Below are 17,296 nucleotides of genomic sequence, written 5' to 3'. Positions count from 1 at the left end.
ATTAATTAAAAAGTTTATGCATGTATATCAGGATGTATTTGTTTAAATCTTTTTAATCCTAAAAAACTACGTTCGCTAAAGTATCGGGTGTTTATATATAACTGATCGCCAACCTCATTTTCAATTTGTGTTTTAATGAGTTTAAATGAATTAACATTCATGAATTTTTCTACATCAGTTCGTAAAGGTTGCTCGCGGTATAAGGGCGTTTCAGCAATTTCAAGCCAGATTGCTTTTATATTCTGAAGGTATTTACCTGCCCCGGTTAATACATCAAGCTCGGCCCCCTGTACATCCATATGAATAAAGTCAATTGCCTTTATTTGATGCTCAATCATGAAGTTGTTTAAAGTGTTGGTGTAAACCGATATCGTGGTGTCAAACTTTAGCCATTTTACAGTATCTAAAACTTGGTTTGGTGCCAGTAATGAACTTGATTTGTTACCAAAGTCCCAATTGTTTGAAGTGTCTGCACCGTCTGGTTGTCCCGATGATACATAAAAATCCTGCCATCCTTCTGTTTTAGAAAGAGCCATTTTAAAAAGCTGAACCCGGGAAGCTTGATGGCGTGTAATATTATCCAGAATGAGCTGTTGATTTTTGGGTAATGGTTCAAATGCAAAAACGGAAGCGTTTGGAAAAAGCTTGGCATACCTGATTGAATCCTCACCTTCACAACTGCCAATATCAAATATCAGGAGCTTTTCAGTTTTCTTAAAAATACGGAGCAAATCCTTTTTGATGGGTACATCCGTATTTAATATTTCCTGACGGTTAAACATGATTATACCGAGTGTGTTATTTTAATGTTCATTTGATTTATGAGTATGCCGGCATCAGTTAAACGTATGATGCTTTTATCCAGGCTTTCATGTGCTAATTGCGAGATGGTAAAGGAGGCTACATTTTCGATATATTGAAATGATTTTTCATAGGATGACAAACCCAATGTAAGGTTATAAGTGCCGGCAGAGAACATCAATGTATCTTCTGTAAAAACTGCTTCATAATTGCCTTTTTCAAGATCGGTCTCTTTGCTCCATGTTGTTCTTAAATTTACATCCATAGCGTTCATCAGGTTCAAAGCGATGATAAAATGATCGGTTCTTTTATTTATTGTAAAGTAAACCCTTACCTGCCAGGGCTGTCCGGCGGCTATCTCATTGATAATATTTGCATTGGTATCTTCTATTTGCAGCCGGTAAGCATAACCCGGAAGATCATTCGTTTTCAAGTGATCGGTTAGGTCATAGACAGATTCATTGAGTGCTGAATTAGTTAAGTAGGAACTGATAATAGATCGGCTGTTACCTATCGCATTAACTATTCCATTGTGAAGCAATATAGCGTTATTACATAGTTTCTGAACGGCGCCCATGTTGTGCGAAACAAACAAAACGGTTCGTCCTTCGCCTTTGCTTACATCGCCTATTTTGCCCAGGCATTTTTTCTGGAACTCAGCATCGCCAACAGCTAACACTTCATCAATAATTAATATCTCCGATTCCAGGTGCGCCGCCACCGCGAAAGCCAGGCGCACATACATGCCCGATGAGTACCTTTTTACCGGTGTATCAATATAGCGTTCAACACCTGAGAAATCTACAATTTCATCAAACTTTCGTTTGATCTCGGTTTTGCGCATCCCGAGAATAGCGCCATTTAAAAAGATATTTTCCTTTCCGGTTAATTCGGGATGAAAGCCGGTACCTACTTCGAGTAAACTGGCTATGCGTCCTTTTACCTTTACCGAGCCGGCGGTGGGCGAAGTAACCCGGCTTAATATTTTAAGTAAAGTGCTTTTGCCGGCACCATTACGGCCAATAATGCCTACGGCATCACCTTGTTCAATATCAAAATTAATATCACGTAAACTCCAAACCACATCACTTCCGCCTTTGGTTGTGCGATCATTGGTTTCGCCTATTTTTAAAAAAGGATCTTCTTTGCCACGTATCCTGGCCCAGTAACGTTCCAGATCGCGGGAAATAGTGCCGGTACCAAAATCGCCCAGTTGGTAGGCTTTTGACAGATTTTCAACTTTAATTACGGTGCTCATTTATACAGTATCGACAAATGTTTTTTCAACCCGGTTAAATATAATAGTACCAAGCAACAGAATGATAATAGTGGTTGCTAAGCTATAGCCCATCAGCTCCCAGCTAAAACTTCCGCGCCCCAAAAATCCATATCTGAAAGTTTCAATGATAGCCGTTACCGGGTTAAATTTTACCAGCCAGCTATAAGCCGGATATCTGGTTTCGGCTACCGACAGAGGGAAAATTACCGTTGTTGTATACATTAATAAAGGTACCCCAAATGATACGATAAAAGCCAGGTCGCGATATTTGGTTGTTACCGCTGATATGATCATTCCCAGACCTAAACCCAGAGCTGCTATCATGATGATGAGTAAAGGTAACAGCAATAAAAAAGCATTCGGAACAATAACACTCCCTTTAAACAGATACACCATATAAAGGATCATAAAAAGTAAAAACTGTACACCAAACCTGATGAGGTTGGATAATACAATGCTCAGCGGCATAATTAGCCGGGGAAAATAAACCTTCCCTAATAATGCAGCGTTGTCCCTAAAAACGGTTGATGTTTTGATAAGACATTCGGCAAAATAATTCCATACGATGGTTCCTGCCAAATAAAATAAGGGCTTTGGCAGGCCATCAACCGGTATCCCGGCCAGGTTACCAAAAACCAGGGTGTAAAATAAAATGGTGATAGCCGGTTGTATAAAAAACCAGATGGGGCCCAGGATGGTCTGCTTATAAAATGAAACAAAATCGCGCCTTACCAATAACAATAGCAGATCGCGGTAATGCCATACATCCTTAAGCTTTAGGTCGAAAATGCTGTTTTGTGCGGTTATTTTGATGTCCCAGTCTTCGTTTTCCAACATGCTTATTCGCTTAATAATTCCTGCAGTTTGTGTTCATAATCGGGTTGATTAAAGTAACGTAAACTATGTTTTTGTAATTGCTCGCGACGAGTGTCTGTTAGCGGTTGAGCTAATGATTCGGTAATGCAATCATATAATTCGGTAGAATTATCTGTGTTAACAGATTTACCTAATTCGCCATTGCGGATGGCATCAACACTACCGTCGGCATTACCACAGATAACTGGTAGCCCGCAGGCCATAGCTTCTATGAACACAATCCCAAAGCCTTCTTTTTTACTGGGTAAAACAAACAGATCGGCTAGTAAAAAATGGTCGGTCAATTCGGCTTCATCAATAAAGCCTGTTAAAATGATCTGATCGCTCACATCATGATTGGCTATTAATTTATTGATCCTTACATCTTCCAGCTCATCATATTTTCCTGACAAGATGTACTTGATGTGCGGAAATTTGTTTTTCAACTTTCCTATAGCTTCAATCACCAACTCATGGCCTTTGTACTTTTCGGTAGAAGCCATGCGGGTTAACGTAAATACAATGGGATAGCTATTTTTAAGCCGGTAACGATTAAGCAAACTTGTTGGCTTTGAAAAGGTGAAGGGCAGTTGCATCAATGGGTCGATGGCATTATTCAACACCGTACAGATGTCTTTATCAATATGGTGCCAGTGAAGCATTTGTTGCCGGGTGAAATTGCTTACACAAATTATTCTGTCGCAGTTTTTAAGGAAACGTTTTTTTACGAATGAAAAAGGTCTCCACACCTCAATGCCGTGAGCTATCAACCAAACCTGACATTTGGGATTCATGACCTTGATGATCAACCCAATTACTGCCAGGTTAATATGACTTAGTATAACCACATCCTGAAAAGAGAACCTTTTACTTAATGTTTTTAAAGCAAAGCTTAATTTATTAATGCCAAATCCTTTAAAATTTGAGACCGGCAGGTATTCCGGCATCAGATCGCTGGTATGGTCATAGGCCGACCATAATTCGAAGTTCCATTTATTGTTCTGCGCTATCCGGTTCAAAGTATAGCCTAAGGTGCGAGTCATTTTTTGGATGCCGCCAGTAGTGCTAAACGTTTGTAAAGTAAGCAGGAGTACTTTTTTAGACATGGCCTTGTATCTGATAAAGTGCAAACGCTTTTGACCAGTGCATACCCTTATGTTTAAATTTTTTAATCATTGACTGAGCCGCTTTTCCTTTGTAATATTCACTGTTACTTATTTGCGGGTGGGCCGTCATCCATTGCTGCAACGGAAAGGAAAAACCCATTTTTGGGCGGTTCCATATTTGCGGAGGCAGCAGATCTCCAAAGCTATCAATCAGTAATTTTTTAGATGGGTTGCTGGCAAACCGGATAGATGGAGCAATACGATTGATGATGCTTGTAAAGTCCTCATCTAAAAAAGGAACCCTAACTTCCAGCCCATGATTCATGCTCATCACATCGGTATCCCTGAGTAACTGATTCTGCATATACAAATTGGTTTCGAGCCAGGAGGCATGTTCTTCATTGTAACTGTTTGGGCTGGTGGGATGGCTGGTGTCAAAAAGTATCTCCATTACCCGCTCACTGTCGGTATCCAAAAATTTAGCTATTTCCAAAGGAGAAAAGAAGCCTCTTAGCAGAAGGTAATCTGCCAAATAATGGTCGTTAGCTAAAAATGTCAGTTTTTTGTACTGATCAGGTAAAAATCTGGCAATAGCCGAAAATAATGATGGATTAATTTTTCGGAGATGCTTCAAATATTTTATCCGCTTGAAAGATGGATAACCACCAAAAAGTTCATCTGCGCCAATACCCGATAGCACTGCTTTTAAGCCATCCTCATGAGCGTATTTACTAATAAACCAGCTATTGATGCCATCGGTAGTTGGCATGTCCATGGCGGCAATAATTTGTGGCAAAAACGTATCAAAATCATGTTGCTGCACCAGGTGCGAAAAGCTTTGACCACGTAACTTATCTAAAATTACCCGCTGATAGTTTTGTTCGTTATAATTTTGCTCGTTAAAGTAAATGGATACCGTTTTTAACTGTTGCTCTTTTTTAAGATTTGCCAGTAAGGTGAGTAAACTGGAATCAATACCTCCACTTAAAAATACACCGATAGTTGCGTCGGCTATCAGTTGCCGGTTCACACTTTTTATCAATGTTTCTTTGATCAATGCGCGGACTTCGTTTACATCAGTAATCTGTTCCCGCACCGGTGTTTCATAGTACGGATTGATGTTATAGGAAGATGATGTAATATCCCAGCGTAAGAAATGCCCCTTCGGTAAACTAAAGACATTTTTTAAAGTAGTGTATGGTTCCGGGATATGGCCAAAGGCCAAAAACCTTACAGGCCAATTGGGATCTTTTTCTGTAATAATATTTGCAGCAGTAAAAGCTCTTATTTCTGAGGCGAAGCTTAAGGCTCCGTGTTGGGCATAATAATATATGGGTTTGATACCTGCGCTATCACGTACTAGGTAAACAAGATGCTTATCAGTATCATACAAAGCAAAAGCAAACATTCCCCGGAATTTGGAGAAAGCGGCCGTTCCCCATTGCTGGTACGATAATAAGATAACCTCGGTATCGGTCACCGATTTGAATTGTGCCCCTAACGTTAACAATTCTGTTTTTAACTCCTGGTAATTATAAAGCTCGCCATTAAAGGTTATCCATATCTTTTGCCCGGCATCGGTCATGGGCTGGTGCCCGTTGCTGCTGAGGTCGATGATGGATAAGCGACGGTGCCCAAGCCCAATGCTGTTGCTTTCGTCAAAAAACAGACCCTCATCATCTGGGCCGCCATGCTGCAGTACCTGGCACATGGTTTTTATTTTTTGATGTATCTCATCGGCCGATAGGCTTTTATCAACTATTCCTGCTATCCGGCACATGGTTGGTATATCTTCACAGCTTCGCCCCGTAAGTCACAATTTTATTTTGTAACTTATTAATTTACAGTTATTTAAAATGGTCAAGAAATCAAGGGGCTAGAAGCAAGAAAATAATTCAATATGGAATAATATCCGGCCCCAAAAGAAATATTCAGGTACCGCTTTTCACTATTTTTCTTGATTCTTGACTATTGATTTCCTGACTCGTAATTTGTTGTATTTTCTTTGATGTTAAAAATAATATCCTGATTAAAAGCGCTCAATATAGGAGGCTGCAACATGTACAATAATGGAGCGCCCTATACTTTCAAGCCTTAATATCAATTGCTTTTGCGACCGGTATACTACCACCTCGCCGGTCATTCCCTTTAAAGGTCCCGCTTTTATAATAATCTTTTCCCCAGGCTGCAGATCTTCTTCCGTAATTTCCAGGTCGATTGAACTTGTCATTAATAACTTTAGCTCATTGATCTGGCGGTCGGGCATAGTGGCCGGTTTGCCCGAAAAATATAAAAAGCGGGATATCCCTTTAGTCATCAGTACCTCGGCCTGCGCATGTTCGGCGATGTTAACAAATACGTATGATTTGATAAAGGGTTCCTCGACCCACTTTTTACGGTCACTCCATTGCCTAAGTTGCCGGTATAGTGGCAGATAAGCTAAAATTCCTTTATTGGTAAGCGCCTCGTATGCTTTTTTTTCGGCCCGTGCATGTGTATAAACCGGATACCATTTGTTCTTCGCGTCACTCGTTAGCAGGTCCATTATATTAAAAACTTAATATTTAAACCATCGTCTGATATTCCACCATTTGGTTTTGTTATCATCCAAATAATAACCCGAATCTTCATAACCATTGTAATCGGCATAATAGTAATAATGTACGCCCGAACTATCGCCGGTAAATTTGGTAGTATAATACCTGGAGTGCAGAGGCTCTTCTTCAAAGGCATTCAGCACTATTACCGTGTTATTAAGCTGGTACTCCTGCGCTACGCGCTGTGGTACGGTAGCCGCATAAAACTTTGACCTCCCTGACCGAATCACAAAAACATTGATGTCGCTCATCCGGATAAGCGGAATAGCATCAGACACCAGGCCTATAGGAGCAGTATCAATCATCACAATATCGTACCTGGTTTTTAACTGGGCTATTAAAACCTTCATCCGCTCGCTATGCAGCAATTCGGAGGGGTTGGGTGGTACGGGACCGGAAATTATAAAATCAAGATTTTCCTGTTCCGAATGAAAAATAATATCATCCAGCTCTTTTTGATGGGCCAGGTAATTACTCAGGCCAATATCATTAGATACATTAAATATCTTGTGTATGCGTGACCGGCGAAGATCGGCCCCGATAAGTACAACCTTTTTGTCGATAAGTGAAAGCGTGCTGGACAAGTTAACGGCCACAAATGATTTTCCTTCGCCGGCTACTTCTGATGTAATACAAATAACTTTGTTTTGTTTATCGGATGCCAGGAAGCTTAAATTGGTACGAACAGAACGCACCGATTCTGCAAAGATAGATTTGGGTTTAACGAGCGCCAGAATTTGTCCGTTGTTTTCGTCAATGGGTTCCGGGAATTTGCGGATGATGCCCAATATAGGTACAGAGGTAAGACTTTCGATAGTTTCTTTATCGTAAATGTAAGGGTTCATGATCCGCACAACAATAATAAGACCCAAACCAATAACTAAACCCAGGATAATGGCCGAGCGATGAATATTATGCTCATCTGGTGTTACTGGATTAAAATTAGGCTGCGCAGGTTCAATAATGGTAGCCCCCGGCAATATTCCCGCCCTGCTTATTTGTGCCTCCAGCTTTTTTTCTGATAAAAATGAATACACCTTATCGTTGATCTCAAAATCCCGCTGCAAACTCACCAGGTCGCGTTGAGCTGCAGGCAATGTCATGATAGTTTGATTAATCTGCGAAAGCTGACTGTCTAAAAAAGCAATGTTTTTTTCAATTCCTGAACGTAAAATCTTGATATTATTCAGGGCATTCAGCTTTATTTGTAATACTTGCTGGTTGATATCGCGGATAGGTTGCGAATCATTATTATAAGTTTTTAATAATGCGTTCCGTTCCTGTATCAGGGCATCCAGTTTTTCAACCATGGCCTGCAGTAAATGATTGTCGGCCCCGGCAGTGGTAAAATTTAAATTGACATTGTCTTTTTCCCTGGTGATCTGGTCTTTGAGTTGATCAAGAGCCATTAACTGAATTTTTAACAGCGACTTGTTTGATTCAATTTCGGCTGCTTTTGTAACCGATGTGGTGGAAGCCGAACTTACATCCAGGATCTTTGATTTTTGCTTGTATTTTTCAATGGAGTTTTCCGAACCTTTAACTTCTGTTGACAAAAAAGCCAGTTGGCTATCAATAAAGTCGATCATTTGCGAAGCCGATTGTGCCTTTTGATTACGATCAAAAGAAACATACTCATTCATGATACTATTGATAATATCGGCGGCAAACTGAGGGTTAGAGTCAATTTCCTGCAGGCCGATAATATTGGAGTTTTTTGATGTTTCGCCAGTGTATAAACCTCCTTTTACACGGTCTATATAATCTTCAGGGATATTGAATTTAAATAGATAAACGGTGTTTTTACTCAGCATTCCCGGGTATTTTATGGTGAAACTGGTAGGGCCTATATTTACGGGAGTATCATATCTAAACGTATTTTGAACCTCTTTGCCGGCAATTTTGTAGGAGAGCTCAAATGATTTGTTATTAAGCGCTTTAAAGCCTATTTGATCATGATAAAAATTTAAGCTATCAAACCTGATCAGCTCAATGTTCAATGGCTTTGAAGGATAGATTTCCGAAGTACGTACCCGCCCCATGATATAAAAGCTTATCCTGTAATCCAGGTGTTTTATAGCGCTGAGGATGAGGTTGCGGCTTTGCAGTACGGAGGTAATACTTTGTATTTTTGATGGCCCGCGTTCGGGAACAGCCATTACAGTTACCAGGTCCGATATTTCCGATTTTTTTTCTTCAATTTTTAATGTTCCTGATGATGAATAGGTTTTGGGAGTATACCATAGATAAGTATAAGAAATAAGCACAAGTATGCCCACGGAAGCCGCTATCCAATACCAGCGGCTCAACAATATTTTACCGATCTTAAAATAGTCAATTTCCTGGTTGGGCAGTTTTCGCTGAATTTTTTCTGTTTCTTCCATTAGCGATGGGAAAGCGTGAAAATAATTAGAGCTGTATTCAACAAAAGCAACACCGGTTGACTGATCACGGATATATTTTGCAGATTCTCGTTCCTTACAGCGCGTTTGTTTTGGGCAATATAAATAATATCTCCATTTTGAAGAATGGCGCGGGAATCATTGATAGATTGGATATTCCGGAGGTTAATAACTGTTACCTGCGGATTTAGCTGGTCGCCCCGTATAATTTGAATATTGGTTTCATTGGCTTTATCTGTAAGACCACCAGCCGCGCCAATCATCTCTACGAGGGTGGTCCTGTCTTTGGTTAGCGGATAATTTCCCTGTCCTTTAATTTCGCCCAATAATGTAACCTTCAGGTTTACAATTTTTAGTTCAATGATAGGGTCTTTGAGCAGGCTTTTACGATAAAGTTCTTCTATGTGTTTAGCCGCTTCAGACCGGGTAAGGCCAGCTACTGCTACATGGCCAATAACGGGCAGGGCTACGGTACCATCATCATCAACCTGGAAGGTTTGCCCTGTACTGTTGCCTGTGCTTCCACCGGAAGTGGTATTGCCAGTCGGAGCATCATCCACAATATACTTCACATTTTGCAGGTTCCTGATCTGTAGTATATCCTGGGGTTTTATACGATAGGTAGCCATGGTTACAGCCGTATTTTTTTGTACCGAACTGCTATCCGGGCTGGCGGTTTTTTGTTCAAAAAGCAATTGGTATTGTTTGCTGGAACAGGAGGTTAAAACAAAAATTATCCCGAGAAATAAAAGAGTAAGGGTACAATTGCGCATAGAAACGTGTAGAAGCTAAATAACTATATAATTAGGGATTGATTTCAAAAATACATAATTTGCGGGTATATATATCGGTAATTCTTTTCCCATTTGTACGTTTTGAAGCTCTCCCTGGTTACAGTAGTTTATAATGCTCAGGATACCATCAGGCAATGTATCCAATCCGTCATCAGCCAAAACTACCCCAATTTGGAGTATATTATTGTTGACGGCGGCTCCACAGACCATACGCTTCAGATCATCGATGAATATCGTGAGCATATCCAAATTTTAATTTCAGAACCGGATAAGGGCATATATGACGCCATGAATAAAGGTATCCGGCTGGCCACCGGCGATGTAGTGGGTATGCTAAATGCCGACGATCATTTTGCCGATGAACATGTTTTACATTCAATAGCAGATGCGTTTGCGCAGCACCACATAGAAGCATTATATGGCGATCTGGATATTGTTGATCAGCACCGGCAGATTATCCGTAAATGGCGCTCCGGTACATGTAACCATAACTCTTTTAAGCTGGGATTTATGCCGCCGCATCCCACCTTTTATTGCAGGCGTAGTTTATTTGACCAATTTGGCTTCTACAGTCTTGATCATGGATCGGCGGCTGATTATGAATTGATGCTCCGGTTGATGTACCGGCATCAGATCAGGAGTTATCATTTAAAAATGGTAATGGTTAACATGCGTGCCGGTGGCATTAGTAGCAAAAACTTAAAGAACAGGGTAAAGGCCTGGCAATTTGATTTGCTGGCTATGCGTCAAAATAGAATCCCGTTTCCTGTACTAACCCTGGTTTTAAAGCCCCTCCGAAAAATAGTTCAATTTCTTTAATTTCAACTTAAACTTAAATTATTGATACTCGTATAAGGAGTGAATAATTTACACTGTTTTTATAAGATAGCCCCCGCTAACATTATAAAAGCGCTTACATGATAGAACTATTGCATCCTAACAATTTTGGATATCAGGTTTTAATACTTGTAATATCAACTCTTATAACTTGGTTAGCCATACCGTCCATTTTACATGTGGCACGGGCGCGTCATTTATATGATGATGTAGGGCATTTCCGCAAACAGCATGACCATGGCATACCCCGCCTGGGTGGTGTGGCCATATTTGTAAGCTTTATTATTACCACCCTGTTATTCAGTATTATAGATAAGGCCCTGCCCATTAGTTATTTGCTGATAGCCTGTATCATTTTATTTGCCATGGGTTTAAAGGACGATCTTTCGGGTGTAAACTCCAGTACCAAATTCCTGATCCAGTTTATTGTGGCGGCCATCCTGGTATTGCCGGGCGATATCCGGATCACCAGCATGTATGGCATATTCGGTATTTTTAATTTGCCCTATGTCCCCAGCGCTGTCTTCTCTATCCTGTTGATCATGCTGATTGTAAACTCCTTTAATTTGATAGATGGGATAGATGGCCTTGCCGCCACCACCGGACTGATTGTTAATGGTACCCTGGCCTTGATGCTGATGTCGGTAAAACAGTATGAACTGGCTGCTATTTGCCTGGCGATGGTAGGGGCGGTAGCGGGATTTTTACGCTATAACATCACCCCGGCCAAAATATTTATGGGAGATACGGGGGCTTTACTCATCGGTTTGGTATCGGCAGTAATGGCTATTAAATATACCGAGATCAGTAAGGTCAGCATATCCGATGTACCGCATTTGTTTACCGCCCCTGCGCTTACGGTAGCTATATTGATAGGACCTGTTTTTGATACGCTGCGGGTATTCACCCTGCGGATATTAAAAGGGGTATCACCCTTTGATGCCGACCGCAACCATATGCACCACCGTATGCTGAAGCTGGGGCTTACTCATTTACAGGCCACGCTGTTGCTGGCGGGTATGAACCTGGGCGCTATAGGTTTTGTATTACTTTTCAGCGACCTGAGTAATACCTTTTTGATTTCGGTGATCCTGTTGATTCCCATTATTTTTAACTGGATGATCACTTTCTGCATCCGTTCCAAAGAGCGCGAACAGGTAGCTTTACGAAACTTATTTGTGTAAAATTCATTAAGGCATCAGGTCATTTACTTTGTAGTCATTAGGGCATTATGTAATTAAAATGACCCAATGACTCAATACCTCAATGACTTAATTATTAACTTTGACCTGTTTTTAAAACAGAGAGAATGAAGATTGCTATCAATGGATTTGGCCGTATTGGTCGTATTTTTTTAAGAAATATTTTAGCTAAAGCTGGTATTGAGGTGGTGGCTATCAATGACCTCACGGATACACAAACGCTTGCTCATTTATTTAAATATGATTCGGTTCACCGCGGCTTTAAAGGAACGGTTGAACATGATGCCAATAATCTTTACGTTAATGGACATCAGATAAAAGTATTTGCCGAGCGCGATCCGCAAGCCTTGCCATGGGGCACATTGGGTATTGACCTGGTAATTGAATCAACCGGAAAATTTACCTCCCGACAAGGTGCCGAACTGCATTTGGCGGCCGGTGCCAAACAGGTAATTATCTCTGCCCCTTCAATTGATAAAAATGTACCCACTGTTGTACTGGCTGTTAACGATGGTCTGGTTGATTTGCGGTCACCCGTATTATCAAATGCTTCCTGTACCACCAATAATGTGGCAGCCATGGTGAAAATATTGGATGAGAACTGGGGGATTATTGATGGTTACATCACCACTGTTCACTCCATGACCGGCGACCAAAGTTTGCATGATGCACCGCATAAAGACCTGCGCCGGGCAAGGGCAGCTTCGGCTTCTATTATACCCACTACTACAGGTGCTGCCAAAGCTATTACCGCTATATTTCCGCATCTGGAAGGCCGTTTGGGTGGGGCTGGTATTCGCGTACCGGTGCTCAATGGTTCCTTAACAGATTTTACCTGCAGCCTTAAAAAGCTACCCACTATTCAGGAAATTAACGCTGCATTTAAACAGGCTGCCGATGGGCCTATGAAAAATGTACTGGAATACACGGAAGATCCTATCGTATCAACAGATATACTGGATAATCCGCACAGTTGTATTTTCGATGCACAGCTCACCTCTATTGTAGGCGGACTGGTGAAAGTGGTTGGCTGGTACGATAATGAAATGGGCTACAGCAGCCGCCTGGCCGATCTGGTGGAGGAAATAGCTGCGTTAGAGCCAACGGAATAGAACCCAAAGAATAGAATCAAGATATTAGAATCAAGAATGGAAAATAATCGCTAATACGCTAATGGTTCTTTCTTGATTCCTAACTCTTAATTCTTGCTTCTCATAAAAAACTATGATCAAATTTATAACTGTAGAAGAGTTATTGCCTATCCGCAACGAAGTGCTGCGTGAAGGGAAACTCACCCTGGATGAATGTATTTTCCCAACGGATAAAATAGAAGGGGCATTTCACTTAGGTTATTACCAGAACGAAGAGCTGGCCTGTATAGCCTCATTTCATCCTCAAAATTATGAAGGCTTTGCGGGCAAAGCTTACCAGTTGAGGGGCATGGCTACTACCGAAAAATACAGAGGTAAAGGACTGGGAAACCAGCTGGTTAATTTTGCCCTGGTTTATCTGCGCGGGCAAAAAGCCAATTACGTTTGGTGCAACGCGCGTAAAAAGGCAGTGCCGTTTTATCACAATGCCGGTTTCGAGATCATTTCGCCGGAGTTTGAAGTGCCCGGAATTGGGCCGCATTATGTGATGTATGTTAAAATAAGATGAAGTTTGGGGCGTTTTCAAACACCTTTTTTACTTTTTCGTTAAGAATTAAGAATAAAATGTTGAATTTGCGCGCCTTACAGTAAATGACCCATATAATTAATATGAAAACAGTAGATCAAATAAGTTTTGCAGGCAAAAGAGCCCTGATCAGGGTTGATTTTAATGTGCCTTTGGATAAGGATTACAACATTACTGATGATAACCGGATGACGGCTGCTTTGCCAACTATAAAAAAGATTTTAAAAGATGGCGGTAAGGTTATCCTGATGTCGCACCTGGGCCGACCAAAAGATGGTCCCAACGAAAAGGATTCTTTAAAACATGTTGTTTCGCATTTATCAGATCTGCTGGGTCAGCAGGTACAATTTGCTGATGATTGTATTGGTGCCGATGCACTTGAAAAATCACAAAAATTAGGACAAGGCGAGGTGCTTTTATTAGAGAACCTGCGTTTTTATAAAGAAGAAGAAAAAGGTGATGTAGCTTTTGCCGAAAAGCTTTCTAAATTAGGTGATATCTACGTGAACGATGCTTTTGGTACCGCTCACCGTGCGCACGCTTCTACAGCAGTTATCGCGCAGTTTTTCCCTGATGCCAAATATTTTGGTTACCTGATGGCTGCCGAATTAAACAATGCCGAAAAGATACTTAACGGTGCTGCTAAACCTTTCACTGCTATTATGGGTGGTTCAAAGGTTTCTGATAAGATCGAATTGATCGAAAAACTGCTGGATAAGGTGGATAACCTGATCATCGGCGGTGGTATGGCTTATACCTTTGCTAAAGCAGATGGTGGTAACATCGGTACGTCGCTGGTTGAAGCCGATAAATTGGATCTGGCCATCAGCCTGAAACAAAAAGCCAAAGATAAAGGCGTAAAATTGTATTTACCAGTTGATAACGTTATTGCCGATGCGTTTGCTAACGATGCCAAAACCGGCGTTGCTAAAACCGGCGAAATTCCCGACAACTGGATGGGATTAGATATCGGTCCTGAAACCGTTGCTTTATTCAGCAAAGTGGTTGAAGAATCAAAAACCATTTTATGGAACGGCCCGATGGGTGTTTTTGAAATGGAAACATTTTTAGTAGGTACCAAAGCTATTGCCGAGGCAGTAGTTAAAGCAACCGAAAATGGCGCTTTCTCCCTGATAGGTGGTGGCGATTCGGCTGCTGCGGTAGCTAAGTTTAACCTTACCCATGAGGTGAGTTATGTATCAACCGGTGGCGGTGCTTTGCTGGAATATATGGAAGGTAAAGAATTACCAGGCGTAAAAGCTATCAACGACTAAATAAAATATCTTTTATAAAAACAAAAGCTCTCCGATTTTTCGGGGAGCTTTTGTTTTTTGTAGGGTTTGCGGGATGTCATGCTGAGCTCCGTCGAAGCATGGTGTGTAGACCTCTGCGCTCTACCCTTCGACGGGCTCAGGGTGACATCCCTCATTAGGAATCATTCAGCCTGTGGTCGGTGTTATCACCGTACCACTATTTACGTTTATTGAAAAGTATGGTGCTGGGATAACACCGACCATAAGCTAAAAAGCTCCCCGATTTTTCGGGGAGCTTTTTAGCTTATGAACTTACTCAATTATGGGTTCATGATCTTGATCAGATCTTTGGTTACTTTGTAATCAGGAACACGGAGTGTGTTGTCATGCATCGAGGTTAGCGGCGCGTCGCGGTCAATAGCATAACCAAATACTCCGCCTTTTTTGCCAGTTGTTGGCTCCCAACGGGCATAATCATAGGCTCGACCTGTACCATTTTCCGGGTAGGTAACATCATCCCAATAATTGCTTGGGTAACCGTTTTCTTCATAAAATGAAAATCCGGGTACAAACTGAGTTGAAGCAATATAAGATTTAAACGTGTTCCATGTGCCTTGTAAGGTAGATGAGCCTCTGCCATAAGCCTGTAACCAAACAAAGTCGATCAGGGTATACACTTTTCTGAAAAGACTGTTGGTGCCGGTTTGGTTGGTATCAAAGGTAAGCAGTTTTCCGGTGCCCGATTTTGGACCCAGGTAAGCCGAAAGCGCAGTGTAAACCCCAGCCATGTCGGTGAGGGTTGTGCCCGATGGGTTGCTTTCCACATCAATATCATAGCCATCCAAACCGTATTTGTTAACCACACTATCCATGATCATTTTAGCGGTTGTTTGGTACCCTGCGGTAGTATGTGGTACGCCCGACGGAATATTCAGGTTGCCTGTGACAATTACTTTGGTGCCTTTGGCATGTAACGAGCTAACCCATGCCGGGACGCTGCTGGCAATAGGCGATGTTTTGTCAAAACAAAAAAGGATAAGTACGTCGAGACTATCGGGTACCAATGAAAAGTTAGAGCCATTTACGCCAGGCCCATAACAAGGGCCCTGTACACGGTAAAAGCCTGCGCTAATTTCGTGTTTTGTGGCTTTATAAGCAATCAGGTCGGCGTTTGAAGCCATGGTTGTAAGCCCATTTTTAGATGCACCTGTAGTTGGTGATTTTGAGACAGTGTTTCCAGAATTCTTTTTACAAGCCTGGGTTGCGAACAGAGCTGAAAGGCCAATCAGCAAAAGACCGGCTTTTAATGAAGATGTGTTTCTTTTCATAATTTGGTTTTTTGAAGGGTTTATATTTGGTGAATTTGTTTTATTGTTTTATAATGTATCAGGGCACTTTCTGAAAAGAGCCCTGATATAAAAGCTGCTTATTAAGGTTTAATAGGGCTCAGATGGGCAAAAACAGAATCGGTATAAGCCTGACCCGCACCATTTGCCGCATAAACCATAATTCCTGCTTTAGCACCGCCTGTTTTAGGCTGCCATGCGGCTGCTGCTTCGGCATTGGTCAAGGTGTTATATTGGGATGATACGCCAATCATTGTTTTGGCATTGCCTATGTATTTGGCCCATTGATTAAACCTTGATGTGTTATCAGAGAAATAGCCCATATCCTCCACAAAATTAAAGTAGGCCGCCATGCTGGCGCTTTGGCCTATGGCATTACCTTCTGGCGCTCCGCTGTATATGGCTGCTGTGTAGATGGTAGCGGTGTTTGATGATTTTGGCCCGAAGTATCCGCCGAGAGCTTTCAGCATATTGGTATAGTTTGTATTTACTGTTGCACCGTGTTCTATATCCAAAGCAATGCCGTCAAGATGCAATGAGTCAATTACAATTTGTTTAACAAACGCTGCAAATTGAGTATAGGTTAATTTAGTACCGGCGCTATTGGTAAAGGGTGTTGTGGTGCTCCATGAGGCCGCATCATCAATATTCATCAGTACCTTAACGCCTCTGCCTTGCAGCGTTCTTACATCGGCCATAATGGCTTTGTATGATTTGTAAGTGTTGCTCAGCATGATGCCGTTATGGTTGGGATCATAATGGGTTGAATCGGCAATTTGCCATGGGGTACCCTCAAACAATACCATCACATTGGCGCTTTGCGTACACTGCAGTAACGAAACACTGCCGTTATCAAAAGCGTAATAAGCAACCTTGTAAGGAGGACCGGCAGTAACGGCCGTTGAATTAACAGCACGTGCTACAGTAGTGTTTGAATTACCGGATGCCGGGGATAACTGTTCTGATTTTTTACAACCGGCAGAAAATAGCAACGCCAGGCCTGCTAATACAAGGCCTGGTTTACAAGCCTGGTTTAACTTTTTTACTGAATTCATTTTCATAGATTTTTGATAGATGGGTAAATAGTAATTGGAGTTTTAGTGCACTAATCGTTTTCATAAGAACCCACCCGAAGGTGAGTTCTTAT

Annotated in this window: 15 protein-coding genes; 5 read left to right on the top strand and 10 right to left on the bottom strand. The window is 41.5% G+C overall.

Annotated elements, in window-relative coordinates:
* Positions 1-14: 14 nt before the first annotated feature.
* From G7092_RS14130 to G7092_RS14095, 8 genes are all read right to left on the bottom strand, one after another.
* Positions 15-782, bottom strand: a complete 768-nt coding sequence (locus G7092_RS14130) for an FkbM family methyltransferase (protein WP_166090371.1) — start codon at positions 780-782, stop codon at positions 15-17.
* Between the two features lie 2 nt (positions 783-784).
* On the bottom strand, positions 785-2,059 hold the full coding sequence (locus tag G7092_RS14125; RefSeq protein ID WP_166090369.1) for an ABC transporter ATP-binding protein: 1,275 nt from the start codon (positions 2,057-2,059) through the stop codon (positions 785-787).
* Complete coding sequence (locus G7092_RS14120) at positions 2,060-2,917, bottom strand: ABC transporter permease (RefSeq protein ID WP_166090367.1); 858 nt, start codon at positions 2,915-2,917, stop codon at positions 2,060-2,062.
* A 2-nt stretch (positions 2,918-2,919) separates the two neighbouring features.
* Positions 2,920-4,041 carry a glycosyltransferase family 4 protein gene (locus tag G7092_RS14115; RefSeq protein ID WP_166090365.1) on the bottom strand — a complete coding sequence of 374 codons (1,122 nt, stop codon included), beginning with the start codon at positions 4,039-4,041 and terminating at the stop codon, positions 2,920-2,922.
* A complete protein-coding gene (gene asnB, locus G7092_RS14110) occupies positions 4,034-5,821 on the bottom strand; it encodes an asparagine synthase (glutamine-hydrolyzing) (protein ID WP_166090362.1) in 1,788 nt (595 codons plus the stop codon). The genes G7092_RS14115 and asnB overlap by 8 nt, the downstream gene beginning before the upstream one ends.
* Before the next feature lie 249 nt (positions 5,822-6,070).
* The gene (locus G7092_RS14105; protein WP_166090360.1) at positions 6,071-6,586 is read right to left on the bottom strand and encodes a UpxY family transcription antiterminator; all 516 of its coding nucleotides are present in this window, start codon (positions 6,584-6,586) and stop codon (positions 6,071-6,073) included.
* A 12-nt stretch (positions 6,587-6,598) separates the two neighbouring features.
* Complete coding sequence (locus G7092_RS14100; RefSeq protein WP_166090358.1) at positions 6,599-9,022, bottom strand: GumC family protein; 2,424 nt, start codon at positions 9,020-9,022, stop codon at positions 6,599-6,601.
* A complete protein-coding gene (locus tag G7092_RS14095; protein WP_166090356.1) occupies positions 9,022-9,813 on the bottom strand; it encodes a polysaccharide biosynthesis/export family protein in 792 nt (263 codons plus the stop codon). The genes G7092_RS14100 and G7092_RS14095 overlap by 1 nt, the downstream gene beginning before the upstream one ends.
* Positions 9,814-9,915: 102 nt before the next feature.
* Here G7092_RS14095 and G7092_RS14090 point away from each other — a divergent pair, with 102 nt between their 5' ends.
* From G7092_RS14090 to G7092_RS14070, 5 genes are all read left to right on the top strand, one after another.
* Positions 9,916-10,653, top strand: coding sequence for a glycosyltransferase family 2 protein (locus G7092_RS14090; protein WP_166090354.1), 738 nt, complete (start codon positions 9,916-9,918; stop codon positions 10,651-10,653).
* A 98-nt stretch (positions 10,654-10,751) separates the two neighbouring features.
* A complete protein-coding gene (locus G7092_RS14085) occupies positions 10,752-11,855 on the top strand; it encodes an MraY family glycosyltransferase (protein ID WP_166090352.1) in 1,104 nt (367 codons plus the stop codon).
* A gap of 125 nt (positions 11,856-11,980) precedes the next feature.
* Entirely contained in the window at positions 11,981-12,985 is a 1,005-nt protein-coding gene (gene gap / locus G7092_RS14080; protein WP_166090350.1) for a type I glyceraldehyde-3-phosphate dehydrogenase, read from the top strand.
* Positions 12,986-13,097: 112 nt separating this feature from the next.
* A complete protein-coding gene (locus G7092_RS14075; protein WP_166090347.1) occupies positions 13,098-13,532 on the top strand; it encodes a GNAT family N-acetyltransferase in 435 nt (144 codons plus the stop codon).
* A gap of 101 nt (positions 13,533-13,633) precedes the next feature.
* A complete protein-coding gene (locus tag G7092_RS14070; protein ID WP_166090345.1) occupies positions 13,634-14,824 on the top strand; it encodes a phosphoglycerate kinase in 1,191 nt (396 codons plus the stop codon).
* A 299-nt stretch (positions 14,825-15,123) separates the two neighbouring features.
* On the opposite strand, the gene G7092_RS14065 is transcribed toward G7092_RS14070, so the two are convergent.
* On the bottom strand, positions 15,124-16,131 hold the full coding sequence (locus G7092_RS14065; RefSeq protein ID WP_166090343.1) for an EndoS/ChiA family endoglycosidase: 1,008 nt from the start codon (positions 16,129-16,131) through the stop codon (positions 15,124-15,126).
* Positions 16,132-16,232: 101 nt separating this feature from the next.
* The gene (locus tag G7092_RS14060) at positions 16,233-17,204 is read right to left on the bottom strand and encodes an EndoS/ChiA family endoglycosidase (RefSeq protein WP_166090341.1); all 972 of its coding nucleotides are present in this window, start codon (positions 17,202-17,204) and stop codon (positions 16,233-16,235) included.
* Positions 17,205-17,296: the final 92 nt, after the last annotated feature.

This window comes from Mucilaginibacter inviolabilis, assembly GCF_011089895.1.
Lineage (GTDB): Bacteria > Bacteroidota > Bacteroidia > Sphingobacteriales > Sphingobacteriaceae > Mucilaginibacter > Mucilaginibacter inviolabilis.
The sequence above is the reverse complement of the archived record's forward strand: the minus strand, read 5'-3'. Positions and strand labels throughout refer to the sequence as shown.

Excerpts from the sequence above, each read along its gene's own strand:
- G7092_RS14130 (WP_166090371.1), bottom strand. The coding sequence starts at position 782 with ATGTTTAACCGTCAGGAAATATTAAATACGGATGTACCCATCAAAAAG.
- G7092_RS14125 (WP_166090369.1), bottom strand. The coding sequence starts at position 2,059 with ATGAGCACCGTAATTAAAGTTGAAAATCTGTCAAAAGCCTACCAACTG.
- G7092_RS14120 (WP_166090367.1), bottom strand. The coding sequence starts at position 2,917 with ATGTTGGAAAACGAAGACTGGGACATCAAAATAACCGCACAAAACAGC.
- G7092_RS14115 (WP_166090365.1), bottom strand. The coding sequence starts at position 4,041 with ATGTCTAAAAAAGTACTCCTGCTTACTTTACAAACGTTTAGCACTACT.
- asnB (WP_166090362.1), bottom strand. The coding sequence starts at position 5,821 with ATGTGCCGGATAGCAGGAATAGTTGATAAAAGCCTATCGGCCGATGAG.
- G7092_RS14105 (WP_166090360.1), bottom strand. The coding sequence starts at position 6,586 with ATGGACCTGCTAACGAGTGACGCGAAGAACAAATGGTATCCGGTTTAT.
- G7092_RS14100 (WP_166090358.1), bottom strand. The coding sequence starts at position 9,022 with ATGGAAGAAACAGAAAAAATTCAGCGAAAACTGCCCAACCAGGAAATT.
- G7092_RS14095 (WP_166090356.1), bottom strand. The coding sequence starts at position 9,813 with ATGCGCAATTGTACCCTTACTCTTTTATTTCTCGGGATAATTTTTGTT.
- G7092_RS14085 (WP_166090352.1), top strand. The coding sequence starts at position 10,752 with ATGATAGAACTATTGCATCCTAACAATTTTGGATATCAGGTTTTAATA.
- gap (WP_166090350.1), top strand. The coding sequence starts at position 11,981 with ATGAAGATTGCTATCAATGGATTTGGCCGTATTGGTCGTATTTTTTTA.
- G7092_RS14075 (WP_166090347.1), top strand. The coding sequence starts at position 13,098 with ATGATCAAATTTATAACTGTAGAAGAGTTATTGCCTATCCGCAACGAA.
- G7092_RS14070 (WP_166090345.1), top strand. The coding sequence starts at position 13,634 with ATGAAAACAGTAGATCAAATAAGTTTTGCAGGCAAAAGAGCCCTGATC.
- G7092_RS14065 (WP_166090343.1), bottom strand. The coding sequence starts at position 16,131 with ATGAAAAGAAACACATCTTCATTAAAAGCCGGTCTTTTGCTGATTGGC.
- G7092_RS14060 (WP_166090341.1), bottom strand. The coding sequence starts at position 17,204 with ATGAATTCAGTAAAAAAGTTAAACCAGGCTTGTAAACCAGGCCTTGTA.